The sequence below is a fragment of the Micromonospora eburnea genome (genome assembly GCF_900090225.1).
GTDB lineage: Bacteria > Actinomycetota > Actinomycetes > Mycobacteriales > Micromonosporaceae > Micromonospora > Micromonospora eburnea.
Window position 1 is genome coordinate 4,744,784 of sequence record NZ_FMHY01000002.1, and the last position, 22,344, is coordinate 4,767,127.

The window sequence follows — 22,344 nt, forward strand, 5'->3', positions numbered from 1 at the left end:
GACCGTACGGTGAATGACGAAAAGCTGCGCGACTATCTCCGGCGGGCGACCGCGGACCTGCGCCAGGCTAATCGTCGGCTGCGTGAGGTCGACGATCGGGAACACGAGCCGATCGCGATCGTCGGCATGAGCTGCCGTTTCCCCGGCGGCGTCGCATCACCGGAGGCGCTCTGGAATCTGCTGGTGGAAGCGCGGGACGTGGTTTGCGAATACCCGGCGAGCCGAGGCTGGGAGATCAAGGAACTGTACGATGCCGACCCGGACCACACGGGCAGGACCTATACCCGTGACGGCTACTTCCTCGACGACGTGGAGGATTTCGATGCCGACTTTTTCGGGATCAGTCCCCGCGAGGCACTGGCACTCGATCCACAGCATCGTCTCGTGCTCGAGGCCTCGTGGGAAGCGGTGGAACGCAGCGGGATCCTGCCGGAATCGTTGCATACGAGCGATGTCGGTGTCTTCGTCGGCACGAACGGACAGGACTACACGAGAGCCCTGACCGGAATCCTCGACAGCGTCGAGGGCTACCTGGCGACGGGCACCTCGGCCAGCGCCGTCTCCGGGCGGATTTCCTACACGCTGGGCTTGGAGGGTCCGGCGATCACGGTGGACACCGCGTGTTCGTCGTCATTGGTGGCGTTGCACCTAGCGGGTCAGGCCCTGCGAAAGCAGGAATGCTCGCTCGCCCTCGCGGGCGGTGTCACCGTGATGTCGACGCCGGCCGCCCTGATCGAGTTCAGTCGGCAACGCGGCCTGTCACCCGACGGCCGGTGCAAGCCCTTCGCGGCGGCGGCTGACGGCACCGCCTGGGGTGAGGGCGTCGGAATGCTGGTGCTGGAACGCCTGTCGGATGCGTGTCGTAACGGGCATCCGGTGTTGGCGGTGATCCGGGGTAGCGCGGTGAACCAGGACGGGGCGTCGAACGGGCTGACCGCGCCGAACGGTCCGGCGCAGCAGCGGGTGATCCGGCAGGCGTTGACCAATGCGGGTGTGGACGCCACGGATGTGGATGTGGTGGAGGCGCACGGGACCGGCACGACGTTGGGTGACCCGATCGAGGCGCAGGCGTTGCTGGCCACCTACGGGCAGGGCCGTGAGGCTGGTCATCCGTTGTGGTTGGGATCAGTGAAGTCGAACATCGGCCACACGCAGGCCGCGGCGGGTGTCGCGGGTGTGATCAAAATGGTGGAGGCCATCCAGCACGGCCTGCTGCCGGCCACGCTGCACGTGGACGCCCCGACCCCGCACGTGGACTGGGACACCGGCCGGGTCGCGTTGCTCACCGAGACGGTGCCGTGGCCGGACACCGGTCGTCCCCGCCGGGCGGCGGTGTCATCATTCGGGATCAGCGGCACCAACGCCCACCTCATCCTCGAAGCACCCCCCACCCCCAACACCACCGGATCCCCCACCGCCACCGGACCTCTCACCACCACCGACGACGGCGATGGCACCGACACCACCGACGGCGGTGACACCCGCACCAACACCAGCAACGTCGGCGCCGGCGATGGTGGCGCTGGTAGTGGACCGGTGCCGTGGTTGTTTTCGGCGAGGTCGGTGGAGGCGTTGCGGGCGCAGGCGTTGCGGTTGGCGGATCATGTGGCCGCGCATCCCGGGTACCAGGCCGCTGACATCGCGGCCGCGTTGGTCACGACACGGACCCAGCATCGTTTCCGTGCCGGTGTCGTGGTGAACGGTGCTGGTGATGGTGAGGCGGTGTTGCGGGCGTTCGGGGTGGGGCAGCCGGACGCGGGGGTGGTGTCTGGTCGGGTGGTGTGTGGGGATGCCGAGGCCGGGGGGAAGATCGCTGTTCTTCTCACGGGTCAGGGTTCCCAGCGGGTAGGGGCCGGGCGGGGGCTTTACGGTCGGGAGCCGGTGTTCACCGCCGTGTTGGACGAGGTGTGCACCCATCTGGATGCTCACCTCGACCGGCCGTTACGGTCGGTGTTGTTCGCCGCCGCGGATGGTCCTGACGCGGGGCTGTTGGATGACACCACCTACACGCAGCCGGCGTTGTTCGCACTCCAGGTGGCCTTGTACCGGCTGGTGGAACATCACGGACTCCGCGCGGACTACTTCATCGGTCACTCGGTCGGTGAGGTGAGCGCCGCTCATCTGGCCGGGGTGATGTCACTGGCCGACGCCGCCGCTGTGGTGACCGCTCGGGCCCGGTTGATGGCCACGTTGCCGGCCGGGGTCATGGTCAGTGTCCAGGCCACCCCCACCCAGGTCGAGGAACATCTGAACCCGCGGGTCGGTATCGCCGCCTACAACACCCCTACCAACACCGTGATCTCCGGTGACCCGCAAGCCACCCACACCGTGGCTGACCGGCTACACGCCCTGGGCCATGCGGGCAGGGTGTTACACACCCGACACGCGTTCCACTCCCCGCACACCGAGACGATCCTGACCGAGTTCCACCACATCGCCAGCCGCGTCACCTACCAGCGGCCCCACACCCCGATCATCTCCAACCTCACCGGCGACGTCGCCGACCCCGACCACATCACCACCGCCGACTACTGGACCGACCACATCCGCCAACCCGTCCGGTTCCACCAGGGCATCACCACCCTGGACCAGCACCACGTCACCACCTACCTCGAACTCGGTCCCGCTCCCACCCTCACCCACCTCACCGAACACACCCTCACCCACCACAACCACAGTGACGGTGGACGGGGTGAGGATGTCGTCTACCTCAACGTCCTGCACCCCCACCACGACGAAACCCACACCCTCCTGACCACGCTCACCACCGCCCACACCCGAGGTCACCACATCACCTGGCACCACCACCTGACACCACCACCACAACCAGTACCCCTACCCACCTACCCGTTCACCCGCAACCGGTACTGGCCGGACACCAGCAGGATGGCCCTGGGGCTCGACGCCCTCGGCTCGACCACGGACCACCCGCTGCTCATGGCGTCGACCGAGCTCGCCAACGGCGAGGGGTGTCTGTTCACCGGCCGCGTCTCGGCGAAGACCCATCCGTGGCTGTCCGACCATGTGGTGGCGAACCAGGTGGTGTTTCCCGGCACAGCGTTCGTCGAGCTGTCCCTCCACGCCGCCCACCACACCGGCGCTGACCGGATCGATGAGCTGACGCTTCAAGCGCCGTTGATCCTCCCCGCCCGGGGCGTCGTCCAGCTCCAGGTCGCGGTCGGTGCCCCGGGGCAAAACGGCGAACGGACCCTGACGATCCACTCCAAAGCGGTGTCAACCGACGAGGACTCCGACGTGCCGTGGACCTGCCACGCCACCGGACTCCTCGCGTCGGATCCGCAACAGCAGCCGGCGCCACCCGCGGCGCAACCGTGGCCCCCGACCGACGCGACCAGGCTCGCCGTGGTCGACGCCTACCCGCTCCTGGCCAAGCGCGGCATCGAATACGGACCGGCATTCCAAGGGCTGCGGGCAGCCTGGCGACACGGCGACGATCTGTACGCGGAGGTGGAGCTGCCGGGCGGTGTCGACGGTGATCGGTACGCGATCCATCCCGCGGTGCTCGATGCCGCCCTCCACGCGACCGTCCTGCTGGACGAGGACCCCTCGGCGGCGGCGGCCCGGGTCCCGTTCACCTGGCAGGGCGTCTCCGTGCACGCCGTCGGTGCCACGTCCGTACGCGTCCGGCTGACCGCGCGGGGAGAAGACGCGGTCGGACTCTCGATTACCGACCCGACCGGTGCCCCGGTGGCCACCGTGACGTCGGTCGTCTCACGCAGGCTGACCGGCCGGCAGCGGCCGCTCAGCGATCCGGGCCGGCACGACACCGCCTACCGGGTGGAGTGGGTGGCTGTGCCGGCAGCCGTACCGGCAGGCAGCACACGCGAGGGCTGGGCCGTGGTCGGTGCGGCCGACCGGATCGGTCTCTCGTCCGGGGCACCGGGACAGGTCGGTGCCGCATACGCCGACCTGGCGGCGCTGCGGCAGGCGGCCGACGCCGGCGTCGCACCACCGTCCGTCGTGGTCGCCCTCTGCGACGCCCCCCGGCAGGAGACCACCGACTGCGTGCCCCGAACCCACGCGGCCGTACGAGAGCTGCACCAACTGCTCCAGGATTGGCTCGCCGACGACCGCCTCGCTGACACGCGCCTGGTCATGGTGACGACTGACGCGGTGGCCGCGACGGTCAACGACGACGTAGAGAACCTGCCGGCCGCCGCCGCGTGGGGCTTCCTGAGGGTGGCGCAGTCGGAGCACCCGGACCGGTTTGTGATCGTCGACATGGACGAGCCCGGGGCGTGCGCGTCGTTGTTGCCGGCCGTGCTCGCCTCCGGGGAGCCGCAGGCCGCCGTACGCTCCGGCGTGGTCTACGCGCCGCGGCTCGTGCGCGGCGCCGCTGAATCCGTGCTCGCCGAGCCCGCGAACGGCGAGGCGTGGCGGCTGGACGTCAGCACACCGGGAAGCCTGGAGAATCTCGTGCTGGTCGAGTGCGCGGAGAAGCTTCGTGCACTCGACGCCGGCGAGGTGCGGATCGCCGTACGGGCGGCGGGAATCAACTTCCGCGACGTGCTGATCACCCTGGGCATCTATCCCGACGAGGCGCTCGTCGGTGGCGAGGCCGCGGGAGTGGTGACCGAGGTTGGCCCGGGCGTCACCGGGCTGGCGCCGGGCGACCGCGTGATGGGTCTGTTCTCCGACGGGGCCATGGGCCCGATCGCCGTGACCGATCACCGGCTCCTGGCGCCCGTTCCCCGGGGCTGGTCATTCGCCCAGGCGGCTGCGGCGCCGATCGTCTTCCTCACCGCCTACTACGCCCTCACCGAGCTGGCCGACCTGCGGCCGGGCCAGCGGATCCTCATCCACGCCGCCACGGGCGGCGTGGGTATGGCCGCCACCCAGCTCGCCCGGCACCGCGGGGCGGAGGTGTTCGCGACAGCCAGCACCGGCAAGTGGGACACGCTGCGGGCGGCGGGGTTCGTCGAGGACCACATCGCGAACTCCCGAACCCTCGACTTCGAGCACGCCGTTCTGGCGGCGACCGGCGGAGCCGGCGTGGACGTCGTGCTGAACTCACTCGCACACGAATTCGTCGACGCTTCGCTGCGGTTGCTGCCGCGCGGCGGTCACTTCCTGGAGATGGGCAAGACAGACATCCGCCGGGCGGCCGAGGTGCAGGCGGCACACGCCGGTGTCAGCTATCGACCGTTCGACATGTTCGAGAGTGGGCCGGACCAGATCCGTACGATGTTGACGGCACTCGGGAAGCTCTTCGACAGCGGAACTCTGCGCCCGTTGCCGGTCTCGTCGATCGACGTCAGGCAGGCCCCACTGGCGTTCCGGCGCCTGAGTCAGGGCCAGCACATCGGCAAGCTCGTGCTCACCATCCCGCGGGATCCCGACCCCGACGGCACGTTCCTGGTCACGGGCGGGACCGGTGCGCTCGGGGCGTACACGGCCCGCCATCTGGTCGCCGAGCACGGGGCACGGCATCTCCTGCTGGTGAGCCGCCGGGGGCCGGAAGCCGACGGTGCCGGGGCGCTCAAGGCGGAACTGACGGCAGCGGGCGCCACGGTGACCGTGGCCGCGTGCGATGTGGCGGACGCCGACGCTCTCGCCGGCCTGCTCACGGGAATAGATCCGGAGCATCCTCTCACCGCCGTCGTACACGCCGCCGGTATCACCGATGACGGCGCGGTCACGTCCCTGACCGCGGACCGGCTCAGCCCGGTTCTACGCGCCAAGGTCGACGGCGCCTGGAACCTGCACCGCCTCACCCAGCACCTCGACCTGTCCGCGTTCGTCCTGTTCTCCTCCATCGCGGGGATCCTCGGCAACCCCGGGCAGGCCAACTACGCCGCCGCCAACACGTTCCTCGACGCCCTCGCGCAGCACCGGCACACCAACGGCCTACCGGCCACCTCCCTCGCCTGGGGACTGTGGCAGCGGGCCAGTGCCATCAGCGAGAAGGTTCTCGCCGGCAGGCGGTCGGCTGCGGGGGCGGGCATGCTCACTCCGCTGGCCACGGAGGAGGCCCTCGCCCTCTTCTCGGCCGTCGTGGCGAGTGCCCACCCGGTCGTCGTCCCGGCGCGGGTGAACCGGAGGGCCCTGCAGTCGGTTGCCGACACCGGCGTGGTCCCCCCGATGGTCCGAGCGCTACTGCGTCAACCCCGGCGCACCGCCAGGTCGGTGAGTTCGGGCTCGTCCGGCCTGCCGCGGCAGCTCGCCGGACTGTCCCCGGCCGAGCAGCGGCGCCTGCTGCTGGATCTCGTGCAAGAGCACATCGCGGCCGTGCTCGGGCACACGGCACCGCAGTCGACGGAGCCGACGCGTCCGTTCAAGGATCTCGGCTTCGACTCGTTGACCTCGGTGGAGCTGCGCAATCGCCTCACCGCGGCCACCGGTCTCAGATTGCCGGCGACGGTTCTGTTCGATCATCCGTCCGCCTCCGCGCTGGCCGACCATCTGCGCACGCTCGCCGTCGATGGCCATGGCCCGGCCGAGGTCATCGCCGACACCACGGCGAACGACGGCGACCTGATCGCGATCGTCGCAATGGCCTGCCGTTATCCGGGCGGGGTCAATTCCCCCGACGAGCTGTGGGAACTCGTCTCCGCCGGCCGGGACGCCATCTCCGGCTTCCCCACCGACCGCGGCTGGAACATCGCCGAGCTGTACGACCCGGATCCGGACCGCTCGGGCACCACGTACACCACTCGCGGCGGTTTCCTCACCGACGCCGACCGGTTCGACGCCGCCTTTTTCGGCATGAGCCCCCGTGAGGCGCTGGCGACCGACCCGCAGCAGCGCCTGCTGCTGGAGACCACGTGGGAGACCTTGGAGCGGGCCGGCATCAGACCGGAGACGCTGCGGGGCACCCAGACCGGGGTCTTCGTCGGCATGGCCGACCACCACTACGGCCTCAGCATCGCCCAGCCGTCCGCCTCGTCCCTGGAGGGCTACCTGTTGACGGGTGCCTCCAGCAGCGTCGCGTCCGGACGTATCGCCTACGCGCTGGGCCTCGAAGGACCGGCCATCACGCTCGACACCGCCTGTTCGTCGTCCCTGGTCGCGTTGCACATGGCTGCCCAGGCGCTACGCAGCGGTGAGTGCGACCTGGCGCTGGCTGGTGGGGTCACCGTGATGTCGTTCCCCGGCATCTTCACCGGCTTCAGCCGGCAGCGCGGGCTCGCCCCCGACGGGCGCTGCAAGGCGTTCGCCGCCGCCGCGGACGGCACCGGATTCTCCGAGGGCGTGGGAATGCTCATGCTGGAACGCCTGTCCGACGCGCAACGCAACGGCCGCCGGGTCCTCGCGGTCGTGCGCGGCTCGGCGATCAACCAGGACGGCGCCAGCAACGGGCTGACCGCCCCCAACGGCGCAGCGCAGCAGCGGGTCATCCGGCAAGCCCTGCACAACGCACGGCTGGAACCTGATCAGGTCGACGCGGTCGAGGCCCACGGCACGGGCACCACCCTCGGCGACCCGATCGAGGCGCAAGCGCTGATCGCCACCTACGGTGCGGGCCGCCCCGCCGACCGGCCGCTGTGGCTCGGGTCGATCAAGTCCAACATCGGCCACACCCAGCAGGCGGCCGGTATCGCGGGCGTCATCAAGATGGTGCAGGCCATGCACCACGGGCAACTGCCCCGGTCACTCCACATCGACGCGGCGAGCACGCACGTCGACTGGGACGACAGCGGCGTGGCCCTGCTCACCACCGCGACCGCGTGGCCGGAGACCGGGCGAGCCCGGCGGGCCGCCGTCTCGTCGTTCGGCATCAGCGGCACCAACGCACACGTGATCCTGGAACAGCCCTGCGCACCCGGGCCCACCCCTGCCGACCGACCCGACGTCCCACCGGCGCCGGGGACCTGGCCGGTCCTGCCGTGGCTGGTGTCGGCCAGGAGCGAGGAGGCGCTGCGCGGCCAGGCCACCCGGCTGCTGTCGTACGTCGAGTCCCGACCGGAGCTGGACATGACGCGACTGGCCGCGACGCTGGCCGGCGCGCGGACGGCCTTCGACCACCGCGCAGTGATCATCGGTACGGACCGGCACGACGTCATCCGTGGCCTGCGCGCCCTCGCGGCCGGGGAACCGCACGCGACGCTGGTGCGCGGACTGGCCTCGGCCGACCCTGGCCGGACAGTCTTCGTCTTTCCCGGTCAGGGCTCGCAGTGGGCCGGCATGGCCACGGACCTGCTGGCGGCGTCCCGCGCGTTCACCGGCAGGCTGGAGGAATGCGCCCGGGCGATCGAACGCCACGCCGGCTGGAACGTCATCGAGGTCCTGCGAGGCGTGCCCGGCGCCCCCGCCCTGGAACGGCTGGACGTCGTGCAGCCGGCTCTGTTCGCGGTGATGGCCGCCCTCGCGGATCTGTGGCAGTCGGCGGGTGTGGCACCTGACGCCGTCCTCGGGCACTCCCAGGGTGAGATCGCGGCCGCGTACGTCGCGGGCGGGCTGTCGCTGGACGACGCCGCGCGCGTGGTGGTGCTGCGCAGCCGTGCGCTGACCGCGCTTGCCGGCTCGGGTGGCATGGCCGCCGTCCCGCTCGCCCCCGACGAGGTCGCCCCCCGGGTCGCCGCGTCGGACGGCCGCGTCAGCATCGCCTCGATCAACGGCCCGGCCGCCACGATCGTCTCCGGGGATGCCGCCGCCGTCCGTGCCTTGGTCGAACAGTACGAGGCCGAGGGGGTCCGGGCCCGCATCATCCCCGTGGACTACGCCTCCCACTCGCACCACGTCGAGGCCATCCGCGACGAACTGCTGCACAGCCTGGACGGCATCGCGCCCCGCCCGTCCCGGATCCCGTTCTTCTCCACGGTGACCGGTGAGCCGGCCGACACGGCGGACCTCGACGCCGGGTACTGGTATCGCAACCTGCGTGACCCGGTGCGGTTCGACACGGCGACAGGGGCCCTGCTCGGCAGCGGTCACCGCCTGTTCGTGGAGGTGAGCCCGCACCCCGTCCTGACCATCGGCGTGGGCCAGAGCAGCGAGGGCCTGGGCGTACCGGCCACCGTGGTGGGCACGCTGCGCCGCGACCGGGACGGCCTGCGCGAGTTCCTGACGTCGCTGGCCACGGCGTACACCCAGGGCGCCGACGTACGGTGGGCCGACCTGCTGTCCCTGCCCCCGGCGGACGCGGCGGCGAGCCTGCCGACGTACGCGTTCCAGCGGGAGCGGTACTGGTTGCGGCCGGCCAGCGCGAGTCCCGGCACGGCGGTGCCGGGGATGTCCGGCACCGACCATCCCGTGCTGTCGGGCGTGCTCAAGCCGGCCGGGAGCGACGAGTATGTGTTCACCGGCCGGCTGTCCCTGTCCGCGTACCCCTGGCTCGCCGACCATGCCGTCATGGGCGCCACCGTGCTTCCCGGCAGCGCGCACGCCGAACTGGCCCGGTATGCGGCCCACCAGGCCGGCCACGACCGGGTCGACGACCTCACGCTGATGACGCCGCTGTTCGTTCCGGACACCGGCGACGTACAGCTCCAGGTCGTCGTCAACGCGGCCGACGAGCACGGCAGACGGACGGTGGGCATCTACTCCCGGCCGGGCGAGGCCGACCCCGGGACGGACTGGACCCAGCACGCCGGCGGGAACGTGTCCAGCACCTCGACGCCACCGCTGCCCCTCGGCGCGTGGCCACCGGCCGGGGCGTCGCCCGTGGCGGTCGACGCCGTGTACGACCGCTTCGTCGCGGCCGGGCTGGAGCACGGCGCCGCGTTCCAGGGACTGCGAGCGGCCTGGCGACGCGGCCAGGAACTCTTCGCCGAGATCGGGCTCGCCGCGGAGTTGGACGGCGACGGCTACGGGATCCATCCGGCCCTGTTGGACTCCGCCCTGCACGCTCTCGCCCTGACCGACGGCGGCACCGCCGCTGCGGGCGCGTGGCTGCCGTTCTCCTGGGCCGGGTTCTCCCTGCACAGCTCCGGCGCCCGGACACTGCGAGCCGTGCTGACCCCCGCCGGTCCGGACCGGGTGGGCCTGCGCCTGTACGACGAAACCGGTGCGCCCGTCGCGTCGATCAGCTCGCTGGACCTGCGGCCCATCAGCCGGGAACAGTTCACCGCCGCCCGTGGACCGGGCCGGGGCGAGCTGTGGGAACTGGGATGGATTCCTCGGACGCCGCAGCCGACGGGTGCCGAATCCCCGGGTTCCTGGGTGGCCATCGGCGACGATCCGCCGGTGCTCGGCGGCTCGGCCGCGCGGGTGCCGAGCCATCGGGACCTCGCCGCCCTCGGTGACACGATCACCGGTGGGTCGGCCGTACCCGAGGTGGTCATGGTCTCGTGCCGGGGCGACCGCTCCGGCGACGGCGAGGACGTGCGCACCGCCACCCGGACGTTCCTGAGCCTGGCCCAGGACTGGTTGTCCGACGCCCGGTTCGCCGCATCGCGTCTCGTCGTCCTCACCCACGGCGCGGTCGCCGTCGACCGGAACGAGGACGTGGGCGACCTCGCTGCGGCCGCCGTCTGGGGCCTGCTGCGCAGCGCCCAGACGGAGAACCCGGGCCGATTCCAGCTCATCGACCTCGATCCCGCCGGCCACAGCGCCGATGCGCTGCCGGCGGCGGTGGCCTCCGGTGAGCCGCAGCTCGCTCTCCGCGCCGGCCGCGTCCACGTCCCGCGCCTTGGGCGGGCGGACGTCCCGACCGGGGGTACGCCGTTCACGCTCGACCCCGACGGCACCGTCCTGATCACCGGTGGCACCGGGGTACTCGGACGTCTGACGGCGCTCCACCTCGTCACCCGGCACGGCACCCGCCGGCTGCTGCTGGCCAGCCGGCGTGGCCCCGACACGCCGGGAGCGCAGGAGATCGCGGCCGAGATCGCCGCCCTCGGCGCGGAGGTCACCCTCGCCCGCTGCGATGCCGCCGACAGCGAGGCCGTCGCCGCACTGCACGCCGCGGTGCCCACCGATCATCCGATCACCGCTGTGATCCACGCCGCCGGGGTGCTGGACGACGCCACCGTGCAGGCCCTCTCGGGTGACATGCTCGACGCGGTGCTGCGCCCCAAGGTCGACGCGGCATGGCACCTGCACCAGCTCACCCGCCACCTCCCACTGTCGGCGTTCGTGCTCTTCTCCTCGGTCGCCGGCACGTTCGGCAGTCCGGGGCAGGCCAACTATGCCGCTGCGAACGCATACCTGGACGCGCTGGCACACCGGCGTCACCGCGAAGGGCTGCCGGCCACCTCGCTCGCCTGGGGGCTCTGGCAGGAAGCAAGCGGGATGACCGGCCACCTGAAACCGGGCGAGGTGACCAGGATGGCCCGCAGCGGGCTCCTCCCGCTGCCGACGGACAACGCGCTCGACCTGTTCGACGTCGCGTTGACCCGGGGCGCGAGCCCCGTCCTGTCACCCGCGCAGCTCGACCTGCCCACCCTGCGCCGCCAGGCCGCCGCGGGTACGCTGCCCGCGGTGCTGCGCGGTCTCGTGCCCGAGCGCTCCCGGCGGGCCGAGAGCGACGGGCCGCCGCTGGCGGAACGGCTGTCCGGGCTGGACGTCTCGGCACAGACCGAGCTGGTGCTGGACCTGGTGCGCAAGACCACGGCCGCCGTCCTCGGTTACCGATCGGGCTCCGACGTCGCCCCCGAGAAGGCGTTCAAGGACCTCGGGTTCGATTCGCTCACCGCCGTGGAGCTGCGCAACCGGCTCGCCACCGCCACCGGCCTGCAGCTGGCCGCCACCACGATCTTCGACTACCCCAGCGCGCAGGCGCTCGCCGAGTACCTCCGGGCGCGGCTCGCGCCCGCCGAGGTGACCCCGGTGGAGGCGTTGACCGCCGAACTCGACCGGCTCGAGGCGATGCTCGCCGCGCTGGGGACGGACGACCCGGCACACGCCGTGGCGGCGCATCGACTGCGCGCCATGGCCATGGCGACGAGGCAGGCGCAGGCGCCGGATCCGGACGTCCAGGTCGCCGACCGGCTCAGCGCCGCATCGACGCAGGAGCTGCTGGACTTCATCGACCAGGAGTTCAAGGCGTCGGACACCGCCGGACCCTCCGCGCCCTTGCCCTTCAGCGATTAAGGATCAAGGTGGACACGACCGAGCACGGAAAAGTCGTCGAGTACCTCAAATGGGTCACCGCCGATCTGCACCGCACCCGGCGACGCCTGGCCGAGGCCGAGGCGGCCGGCCGCGAGCCGATCGCCGTCGTGGCGATGAGCTGCCGGTACCCCGGCGGGGTGGAGTCCCCGGAGGACCTGTGGCGGGTGGCGGCCGAGGGCACCGACGTGATCTCCGGTTTCCCCACCGACCGCGGCTGGGACCTCGACCGGCTCTACGATCCCGACCCGGACCGAACGGGCTGCTCCTACACCCGTGAGGGCGGTTTCCTCCACGACGCCGCGCACTTCGATCCGGCGTTCTTCGGCATCAGTCCCCGCGAGGCGCTCGCGATCGATCCCCAGCAACGCATACTGCTGGAGATCTGCTGGGAGGCGATCGAACGCGCCGGTATCGTGCCGGCCGCGCTGCGGGGAAGCGACACCGGGGTCTTCGTTGGGGTGATGTACGACGACTACGCCGGCCGCTTCTATCCCCAGGCCCCGGAGGGCTTCGAAGGCTATCTCGGCAACGGCAGCGCGAGCAGCGTGGCGTCCGGTCGGATCGCCTACACGCTGGGGCTGCACGGTCCGGCGCTCAGCGTCGACACCGCGTGCTCCTCGTCACTGGTCGCCGTCGACCTGGCGTGCCAGGCCCTGCGCCGACGTGACTGCACGCTGGCGCTGGCGGGCGGGGCGACCGTCATGGCCACCCCCAGCGTCTTCGTCGAGTTCAGCCGCCAGCGCGGCCTCGCCCCGGACGGACGCTGCAAATCCTTCGCCGCCGCCGCGGACGGTGCCGGCTGGGCGGAGGGAGCGGGCGTCCTCCTGCTGGAGCGGCTATCGGACGCGCAGCGCAACCAGCATCCCGTGCTAGCGGTCATCCGTGGCAGCGCGGTCAACCAGGACGGCGCGAGCAACGGGCTGACCGCACCCAACGGCCCGGCGCAGCAACGCGTCATCCGCCGGGCCCTGGCGAACGCGGGCATCAGCGCGAACGAGGTCGACGCGGTCGAGGCGCACGGTACCGGGACGACGCTGGGTGACCCGATCGAGGCGCAGGCCCTGCTCGCCACGTACGGTCAGGACCGCGACCCGCGGCATCCGCTGTGGCTCGGCTCGGTCAAATCCAACATCGGCCACACCCAGGCCGCTGCCGGCGTCGCCGGGGTCATCAAGATGGTCGAGGCCCTGCGGCACGGGCTCCTGCCGGCCACCCTGCATGTCGACGCACCCACGCCGCACGTGGACTGGGCCGCCGGCAACGTCGCGCTGCTGACCGAGCCCGTCGCCTGGCCGCGCACCGGCCACCCGCGGCGGGCTGCCGTCTCCTCGTTCGGCATCAGCGGCACCAACGCCCACCTCGTCCTCGAGGCGCCCCCGGAACCGGGCACGGACAGCGAGGCTGCCGGCGGCGCCGACACCGTTGCGCACCTGCCGTGGCTACTCTCCGGCAGGACCGAGCCGGCGCTCCGGAAGCAGGCCGAACGCCTGCTCGACCACCTCGGCCGGGCTGCGGACACCGATCCCGTGGCCGTGTCGTACGGTCTCGCCATCCGCCGCTCCCAGTGGGAGCACCGGGCGGTGGTGGTCGCCGACGACCACGCCGCGTTGCTGAACGGCCTGCGCTCGCTGGCGCAGGGGCAGCCGGACGCAGCCGTCATCACCGATGTCGCCGCCATGGGCGGCAAACTGGCGTTCCTCTTCTCCGGGCAGGGCAGCCAGCGTCCCGGGATGGGCAGCGAACTGTACGACACGTTTCCGGCGTTCGCCGCGGCCTTCGACGAGGTCTGTACGCATCTCGACCCGCACCTGGACCACTCGGTGCGCGACGTGGTGTTCGCCGCACCGGACGATCCGGCGGCGGCCGTCCTGGACCGGACGCTGTACACCCAGGTGGGGCTGTTCGCGATACAGGTCGCCCTGGTCCGGCTCAGCGCGTCGTGGGGGCTGCACCCCGACTACGTCGCCGGTCATTCCCTGGGGGAGGTGACCGCGGCACACGTCGCCGGGGTGCTGTCTCTGGCGGATGCCTGCACCCTCGTCGTCGCCCGCGGCCGGCTCATGGAACGGGCCCGGGCCGGAGGTGCGATGGTGTCGATCCGCGCCGCCGAGGAGGACGTCCGCGAGACGCTGGCCGGGCTGGAGCATCAGGTGTCGATCGCGGCGGTCAACGGTCCCCAGGCCACCGTCGTCTCCGGCGACGAGCAAGCCGTCTCGCGGATCGCGGCGGAGTGGAAAGCGCGCGGGCGCCGTACTCGGCGGCTGCGTGTCAGCCATGCCTTCCACTCCCCGCACATGGACGAGGTGCTCCCGGAGTTCCGGGAGATCGTCCGGCAGATCTCGTTCCGGCCGGCGACGATACCCCTGGTCTCCAACGTCACCGGCCGGTTGGTCACCGCCGATCAGCTCTGCACGGCGGAGTACTGGGTCGGTCACGTCCGCCACACCGTACGGTTCGCCGATTGCGTGCGAACCCTGCAGGACCAGGGCGTCACGCGTTTCCTGGAACTCGGCCCCGACTCGACGCTCATCACCATGGCGCAGGACTGCCTCACCGTCGACGAGCCGGCGCCCGCGCTGGTGTCGATGCTCCGCCCGAGGCGGCCGGAGCCACGGACCATCCTGGCCGCGCTCGCCCGCCTGCACGCCTGCGGCCACCCCGTCGACTGGACGGCCTGGTACGGGCAGCCCGCGCCCCACCCGGTCACGCTGCCCACCTACGCCTTCGAACGCAAGCGGTACTGGCTGGAGCAGCGCGAGCCCGTTCGCACCGGCGGTGCCGAGTCGCTGGAGTCGGCATTCTGGCACGCGGTCGACCACGCCGACCTGACGCGACTGGCCGCGGTGCTGGGGCTGGCCGAGCGGCAGCGCTCCGCGCTGAGTGAACTGCTGCCGCGGCTGACGGCCCTACGGCGATGGCCGGACCTGGGCTATCGGACGCATTGGACGCCGGTGCCGCCGGCGTCTGCGCCGCCGGCGGCGCAGACGTGGCTCGTCCTGGTGCCGGACGGGGCCCCCGGCGTCGTCGCCGAGACCATCGCCGCGCTCGGTGAACAGGGCGCCGAGGTCGTCACGGTCACCGTGGCGAGCGACGAGGAGTCCCGTGGGCTGGCCGACCGCCTTCGTCGGGCCGTGGGCGAGGGCGCCCGCTCCTCCGGTGTGCTCTCCCTGCTCGCGTTGGCGGAGCCCCTCGCGCCCTCGTCGGCCCTGAGCCGCACTCTGACCGTCATGGACGCGCTGGCGGCCAGCGGCGTACCGGGTGCCCTGTGGGTGGCCACGCGCGGCGCGGTCTCGGTCGGTTCCGGCGATCTGCCGGCCGGCGCCGGGCAGAGCCAGCTGTGGGGTCTGGCGCAGGTCATGGCTGCCGAGCGGCCCGACCGGTGGGGTGGGCTGGTAGACCTCCCGGACTCGTCGGTCCGGCAGGCCGGGCGGGCGCTGCGGGCGTTGCTGTCCGGAGCCACCGGCGAGGATCAGGTGGCGATCCGGGCATCCGGGGCCTACGCGCGCCGCCTCGGCCGTGCCGCACTGGGCACGGGCGCCGGCGAGCACCTCTGGCAGCCCCGCGGCTGCGTCCTGGTCACCGGCGCCACGACGACGCTCGGTGTCCACGCGGCTCACTGGCTGGCCGAGCACGGCGCCGCGCGCCTGGTGCTGGCCGGTTCGGCGCACCACGAGAGCACAGAGGTCAAGGAGCTCACCGAGGCGTTGGCCGGGTACGGCGCCGAGGTCTGCTACGCCACGGCGGACGCGGCCGACGTCAGTGCCCTCACCGGTCTGCTGGAGTCGTCGGACGCGAACCACCCGCTGACGGCCGTGGTGCACGTCGAGGGGTACCCGGAAGCGGACATCGCCGGGCCCGGCCGGGAGTTCGACGATGTGGTCCGCGCCGCGACGAACCTGACGGAACTCACCCGCGACATCGAACTGGACGCCTTCGTCACCTTCTCGCCTGCGGCGTGGCTGTCCGGCGTGCCCGGAGCGGTCGATGCCGCCGCCGGACTTGCGTACCTCGACGCGCTGGCGGCACGGCGTCGAGCGAGCGGCCTGCCGGCGCTGTCGGTCGCCTGGGGACCGTACGAGCAGGAGCCGCCGCGGTCGTGGGGTGTCGGCCGGATCAACCCGGCGTCCGGCATGGCGGTCCTCGCCTTCGCGCGCGATCCACGGCAGGAGGCGCTGATCGTCGCCGACGTCGACTGGGCGCCGTTCCTGTCCCGGGTCGAGGCGACCCGGGTGAACCCCCTCTTCCGCGACCTGGCCGGCGCGCCCGCGTCCGGTGACGACGGGCACCAGGCGGACGGGTGGCTCGTGCGCACCCTCCGGGAAGCGCCCGTGGCCGGGCGGCCGGCGGTGCTGGTCGACCTGATCCGCATGCGGGCGGCCACCGTCCTGGGGCTGGAGACGCCGGAGGAGCTGGGCGACCAGGACAGCCTGATGGACCTGGGGCTCACCTCGTTCGGTGCCCTCGAACTGAGCACGGTGCTGCGTACGGGCGGCGCGCACGTCTCACCCTCGGACGTCTTCGACCATCCGACGTGCGCCGCGCTCGCGGAGCACGTGAGCGCCATGCCCGCCCTGACGGTTCCCATGACACAGCACGGAGGAGACGCCTGATGAATCCCACACGTCACACGGTCGCCATCGCCGGCGCCGGCCCGGTAGGACTGATGCTGGCCGGCGAGCTGAGCGCGGCGGGCGTGCCCACCGTCGTCATCGAGCGGCTCGGGGCGGCACGGCCGGACGTGCCGGGCATGGCGATCAACCCGACGGTGGTGGAGCTACTCGAGCAGCGCGGCCTGATGGATGCCCTACGTGAGGACGGCGTGGCACTCCCCCACGCGTTCTTCGCCCATCTCGTCCTGGACCCGGCCCGCCTGCGGCAGCAGCGTCCCCTGAACTTCATGGTCCGCCAGGCGACGCTGGAACAGCGCCTCGCCGAGTACGCCGTGAAGAGTGGCGCGGAGATCCGTCGAGGTCACGAGATCATCGGGGTGGAGCAGGACGACAGCGGCGTGACGGTGCAGGTCCGGACCGCCGGCGGCGAGGACACGGTCCGGTGCCGGTACCTGGTGGGCTGCGACGGCGTGGACAGTTCGGTTCGGCAGCTGGCGGGCATCGGCTTTCCCGGCGCCGAGACTCCGTTCTACGGCATCCTCGGCGATGTGGACGCCAGCGAGGAGTTGTACGGCCACCTGGGTGCGCGGCAGTACCCGGACGGGCTGTTCACGGTCGCGCCGTCCGGCCCCGGCACCATGCGGGTGACCGTCGGCGTGTTCGACGTCGAACCGCCGGACCGCGAGAGGCCACCGAGCATCGCGGAGTTCCGCGAGCAGATCCGCCGGGTGTCGGGGCTGGATGTCGCGCTCGGCGACGCGCACTGGCTCAGCAGGTGGTTCCAGGTCGACCGGCAGGCCGAGACGTACCGCCGCGGCGACGTGTTCCTGGCCGGCGACGCGGCGCACGTGAACTTTCCGCTCGGGGGCCTGTCACTGAGCACTGGCATCGAGGACGCCGTCAACCTGGGGTGGAAACTCGCCGGCGTGATCCGTGGCTGGGCACCCGACCGCCTGCTCGACACGTATCAGGGCGAACGCTATCCCGTCGCCGAACGCGCTCGCGCGATCATCGCGGCCCAGACGGCCCTGATGCAGCCCGGGGGCAGGGCCGAGCCGATGCGGGACCTCCTCGCGGAACTCATCGTGTTCGACGACGTCAACGAGCATCTGGTCAAGGCGGTGGGCGGCCTGGACGTCCGGTACGACCTGCCCGGCACTGCCGGCCATCCGCTGGTCGGACATCGACTCGCGGACATCCCGCTCGCCACGGCGGGCGGATCGACCAGCACGGCCGCCCTCCTGCACGGCGGGCGCGGGGTTCTGCTCGATCTGTGCGGCGGCGCGCTCGTCGACGAGATGGGCTCCGGCTGGCAGGAGCGGGTCGACGGCGTGGTGGCGGAACCGGCGACCGTTGTCGGGGCCGCGGGTCTGCTGCTGCGTCCCGACGGCCGGGTCGCCTGGGCCACGCGGGACCGCGAGGCCGTGGGGCTGCGCGAGGCTCTCGACCGCTGGTTCGGCCCGGCGGGGCAATGAACGGCTAGGGCTGCTTTAGCGCAGGCCGCTAGCGTCGGGGCCGAAGCGGGAGGGATTCGAATGCAGACACCCGACATCCACATCCTGTCGGTCGCAACAGCGCTCCCCGGGCCTGCCGTGGACAACGCGACACTGGCCCGCCGCTTCAACATGCCACCGGTCTGGGAACAGTGGATCGACTCGTTCATCGGCACCCGCTTCCGGCACTTCGCCATGGACCTGGAGAGCGGGCAGGTCCGGTATTCCCTGGCAGACCTCGGGGCGACGGCCGCGGCACGGGCCCTCGACGCCGCCGGGATCAGCGCGCACGAGGTGGATGTGATGGTGCTGGGAACGGCGTCACCGGACACGCTCATGCCGGCGACCGTCAACATGATCGCCGACCGGATCGGCGTCGACGGTGTCCCGACGTACCAGATGCAGTCGGGTTGCTGTGGCGCCTTCCAGGCAATGGACCTGGCGTACACGATGCTGATGTCCGGCCGGCGTCGGACCGCACTCGTGCTGGGCGCGGAGAACTGCGCCAAGCACCTCGACCTGACGATCGACGTCGCCGCGCTGCCCGCTTCCGAGCAGGTGAACGGCGTCCTTTTCGGTGACGGTGCGGGAGCGATGGTGCTGACCACCGGGCCCGCACCGCGGCGGGCGGTGATCCGGCAGATCCATCTTCAGCTCGTCGGCCGCAACCGGCCCCCGGGGCAGGTGGTCGAATGGTTCGGACGCGGTGACCGGCGGTCGGACCGGCAGCCGGTCATGGAGGACTACCAGGCCATCGCCGAGTCGGTGCCGCTCCTGGCGGCCGAGGCGCTCGAGGACCTGCTCGACGACCTCGGTTGGCAGGAGGACGACATCGACTACCTGCTCCCACCGCAACTGTCGGGCGTCATGACCCGCAAGATCGTGGAACACCTGGACCTACCCGGCGCCACCGAGGTGAGCTGCGTGGTCGACATCGGCAACACCGGGAACGCGCTGCCGTTCTTCCAGCTCGAACGTGCGCTGTCGCGGCTGGCGACCGGGGACCGTGCGGTGGCCGTCGCCGTGGAGTCCAGCAAATGGATCAAAGCGGGCCTCGCGCTGGAGATGACCTGAAGCTGTGGTGATCGACACCGAAGAGTCCACCGCCCGGCGAGCCACGGGCGCTCACGCCTTGGTCAGAATGCGGTGAAACGATGCATGATGTAGCGGAACTCAAGCAGTTCGTGGTCGTCCACGCGCGGGGTCAGAAGATCGCGAACCACCGCGGGATACTCGACCGGATCAGCGGCGACCACGCCTCCGGCGCCGGCTCCTGGGTGGCCGAATGGACCGCGGTGGCCGAGCGGCTGGAGGAACGCGGACGCCTGCTGGAGGCGAGCCGGCACTACGCCATGGCGAGATTTCCCTTCGCGGACGGTCCGGCGCGCCGGGAGGCGCAGGACCGGTGCGTGCACGCCTTCGATCGCTGGCGGGCGAGCCAGAACGGCATCGAGCGGCTCGATGTCGATCTCCCGGACGGGCGCGTACGGTGCTGGTCCGCCGGGCTCGACCAGGCGAACCCCCGGCCCCTGCTGCTGGTCATGGGCGGCATCGTCACCGTCAAGGAGCAGTGGGGACCGATGCTCGGCCAGATCGCGGCGATGGGCATGGCGGGGATCGTCACCGAGATGCCCAACGTGGGGGAGAACACCCTCCGGTACGGGCCGGAGAGCTGGCGCATGCTGTCCGGTGTGCTCGACGCGGTCAGCGATCGGGCCGACGTCGCGCACACATACGCGATGACGCTCAGTTTCAGCGGCCACCTGGCGCTGCGCTGCGCGGTCGACGACTCGCGCATCCGGGCGGTCATCACCACCGGAGCGCCGGTGAGCGACTTCTTCACCGACACCACCTGGCAGCGTCGGGTGCCGCTCGTCACTACCCGCACCGTCGCGCACCTGATGGGGGTCGGAGCGACGAGGGTCTTCGAGAACCTGCCGGACTTCGCGCTGGCCGCAGCGCAACTCCGCGCTCCGGCCATCCCCGTCCGGTACGTGGCCAGCCGGCGGGACGAGATCATTCCCGCGACCGACTGGCATCAGCTCCGGCAGCACGTCCCCGACTGCGAGGTCCTGGAGATCGACGACGTCCACGGCGCGCCGGGCCACGTACTCGAGAGCAGGCTCTGGTGCCTTCGTGCCCTGCTGCGAATCCGCGACGTGCACGGCCCGATGAAAGGCGGTGTCGACCTGTTGTGCCGCCTGCTGCAGGCCCGCCGCCGGCTCGCCGCGCCGCGCGGCGAGCCGGCGGTGGACAGCCCCTCTCAGATGAGGGCCACGTGATCGTCCAGCTGGGGGTCGGCCACGAGGATGGCCCGGTTCAGCGCCTGAAGGCCACGGCAGGGTTCCAGGCCGAGTTCCTCGTTCAGCATGGCGCGGGCGCCCTGATAGACCCGCAGCGCGTCCGCCTGCCGCTCGGAGCGGTAGAGCGCGAGCATGAGCTGCCGGTAGAACGCCTCCCGCAGCGGATGCTCCAGGGTGAGGGAGTACAGGCGTCCGACAATCTCGCGATGGCGTCCCATGTGCAGTTGCGACTCCATCAACATCTCCAGGCACTCCAGGCGGGTCTCCGCCAGCCAGGCCGCGAATCCGTCGATGATCCGGCCGGCCCGGAGGTCGCCGGCCAGCGGTCCCCGCCACTGCGCCAGTGCCTGATCGAGGCACGCGACGGCCTGCTCGTACCGCTGGTCCCGGAAGTGGCCCCGCCCCTCTTCCACACTCTGCAGGAAGATGTGCAGGTCCAGCTCGTCGGAGCCCTTGCGCAGCAGATATCCCGACGGTCTCGTGACGACGGGACTGTCCGGCCGTTCGGGACGGCTCAGGAACTTCCGGAGCTGGGAAATGTATACGTGCACGCCGGCGGTCGCCCGCCGGGGCAGCTGGTCGCCCCAGATCTCGGCCATGAGCTGTTCGAGGGTGACGACCTGATCGGAGCGGACCAACAGCACCGTCATGACGATCTCGATCTTGGGGGCGCTGATCGTGGACACCTGGTCGCCGTCCAGGACGCGCAGCGGGCCGAGCACTTCGTACCTCATCGCATGCTCCCCTCGCGCGCGGTCCTCCGTCGGACCTGCTCCACGGCGGCGGTGACGATGCCGGTCACCCGCGGCCACTGATCGTTGACGTAGAAATGGCCGCCGGGGAGAACGTGCAGGTCACACCCGCCCATCGAGTGCTCGGCCCAGGCCGCGGCCTCGTCCACCGAGACCTGCGGGTCCCGGTCGCCGACCAGCACGGAGATGGGGCAGTCCAACGGCGGTCCGGCCACGTGGACGTAGGTCTCGACGGCCCGGTAGTCGTTACGTGTCACGGCGAGTACCGCGGCACGAAGGTCCGGCTCGCTCAGGAGCCGCTCGTCCGTACCGCCTACCCGGCGCAGCTCGGCGACGAGTCGCTCGTCGTCGAGGCGATGCACGGAGCTCCTGCGCCCGCAGGAAGGCGCGCGTCGGCCAGAGACGAAGAGCATCATCGGACCACGGTTGCCGGCCGCCCGCAGTTTGCGAGCGAGCTCGTACGCGAGTACCGCTCCCATGCTGTGACCGAAGAAGGCGAACGGAGCGTCGATCCACCCGTCGAGCGCCTGGTACGTCCGATCCACCAGTTCCGGGATGTTGTCGATCTGGGGCTCCAGACGCCTGTCCTGTCGTCCCGGGTATTGAACCGCCAGTACGTCGATACCGGGTGAGAGGGCCCGTGACATCGGAAAGTACCAACTCGCCGATCCGCCGGCGTGCGGAAGGCAAATCAGCCGTGTCGCACCTTCCGGGCAGGAATGAAATCGCCGAATCCAGGAGTCGTCCTTGCGTATCGAGCCGGACATTCATCGCCTTCCCGTTGTTGCACGCGCCAGCCGACATGGCGTTGCCATTTCTTGTGCGGCTGGCAGCCAGGCATGCGGGCCTCGGGGTTCCGCTTCGGCGCGCCCTTCACCGAGCGCCTTTCCTCGATCAGTCGACGCGCCGGCCAACGTCCACACCGAACCCGCGCGTCTTTCGGCAGCGATTTCCCGGGACACCGCGGCAGGGGCGTTGCCGAGGACGCCGGTGCGGGTGTGTCGCAGCCAAGCCGACATTTCCCGGACCCCTGCGGATCCGGCGAAATCGATGCTAATCGATAGTGGCGGCGTCGCCGACCCCAGTCGATGAGGCGGGTAGGGGTGCGGGACGGAAGAGATAGGGGTGCCGGCGACGCGCACCGTAAGGCGGCCGCCGATCGGAACGCCTA

The 22,344-nt window shown here is 71.4% G+C and carries 7 protein-coding genes; 5 read left to right on the plus strand and 2 right to left on the minus strand.

Translation table 11 applies throughout. The annotated features are described in order from the left end of the window. The first annotated feature begins 9 nt into the window (after positions 1-9). The 5 genes from GA0070604_RS33130 to GA0070604_RS20650 all read left to right on the plus strand — a co-directional run bounded on the left by GA0070604_RS33130 (position 10) and on the right by GA0070604_RS20650 (position 20,400). Positions 10-11,994: a type I polyketide synthase gene (locus tag GA0070604_RS33130; RefSeq protein WP_091120905.1), complete on the plus strand. Its 11,985-nt coding sequence runs from the start codon at positions 10-12 to the stop codon at positions 11,992-11,994. Between the two features lie 8 nt (positions 11,995-12,002). Continuing rightward, positions 12,003-16,625 (plus strand): type I polyketide synthase, encoded by a 4,623-nt coding sequence (locus GA0070604_RS32670; protein WP_167363536.1) that lies wholly within the window; start codon positions 12,003-12,005, stop codon positions 16,623-16,625. After that, a complete protein-coding gene (locus tag GA0070604_RS20640; protein ID WP_091120909.1) occupies positions 16,625-18,100 on the plus strand; it encodes an FAD-dependent oxidoreductase in 1,476 nt (491 codons plus the stop codon). The genes GA0070604_RS32670 and GA0070604_RS20640 overlap by 1 nt, the downstream gene beginning before the upstream one ends. Positions 18,101-18,160: 60 nt before the next feature. Further along, positions 18,161-19,192: a 3-oxoacyl-ACP synthase III family protein gene (locus tag GA0070604_RS20645; protein ID WP_091120913.1), complete on the plus strand. Its 1,032-nt coding sequence runs from the start codon at positions 18,161-18,163 to the stop codon at positions 19,190-19,192. Between the two features lie 80 nt (positions 19,193-19,272). Beyond that, on the plus strand, positions 19,273-20,400 hold the full coding sequence (locus GA0070604_RS20650) for an alpha/beta hydrolase (RefSeq protein WP_141721360.1): 1,128 nt from the start codon (positions 19,273-19,275) through the stop codon (positions 20,398-20,400). Here GA0070604_RS20650 and GA0070604_RS20655 read toward each other — a convergent pair. Continuing rightward, a complete protein-coding gene (locus tag GA0070604_RS20655; RefSeq protein ID WP_091120916.1) occupies positions 20,382-21,155 on the minus strand; it encodes an AfsR/SARP family transcriptional regulator in 774 nt (257 codons plus the stop codon). The genes GA0070604_RS20650 and GA0070604_RS20655 overlap by 19 nt on opposite strands. Next, a complete protein-coding gene (locus tag GA0070604_RS20660; protein WP_091120921.1) occupies positions 21,152-21,940 on the minus strand; it encodes a thioesterase II family protein in 789 nt (262 codons plus the stop codon). The genes GA0070604_RS20655 and GA0070604_RS20660 overlap by 4 nt, the downstream gene beginning before the upstream one ends. Positions 21,941-22,344 lie beyond the last annotated feature (404 nt).

Coding starts and splice junctions, on each gene's coding strand:
- GA0070604_RS20660 (WP_091120921.1), bottom strand. CDS start 21,940: ATGTCCGGCTCGATACGCAAGGACGACTCCTGGATTCGGCGATTTCAT.
- GA0070604_RS20640 (WP_091120909.1), top strand. CDS start 16,625: ATGAATCCCACACGTCACACGGTCGCCATCGCCGGCGCCGGCCCGGTA.
- GA0070604_RS20650 (WP_141721360.1), top strand. CDS start 19,273: ATGCATGATGTAGCGGAACTCAAGCAGTTCGTGGTCGTCCACGCGCGG.
- GA0070604_RS20655 (WP_091120916.1), bottom strand. CDS start 21,155: ATGAGGTACGAAGTGCTCGGCCCGCTGCGCGTCCTGGACGGCGACCAG.
- GA0070604_RS20645 (WP_091120913.1), top strand. CDS start 18,161: ATGCAGACACCCGACATCCACATCCTGTCGGTCGCAACAGCGCTCCCC.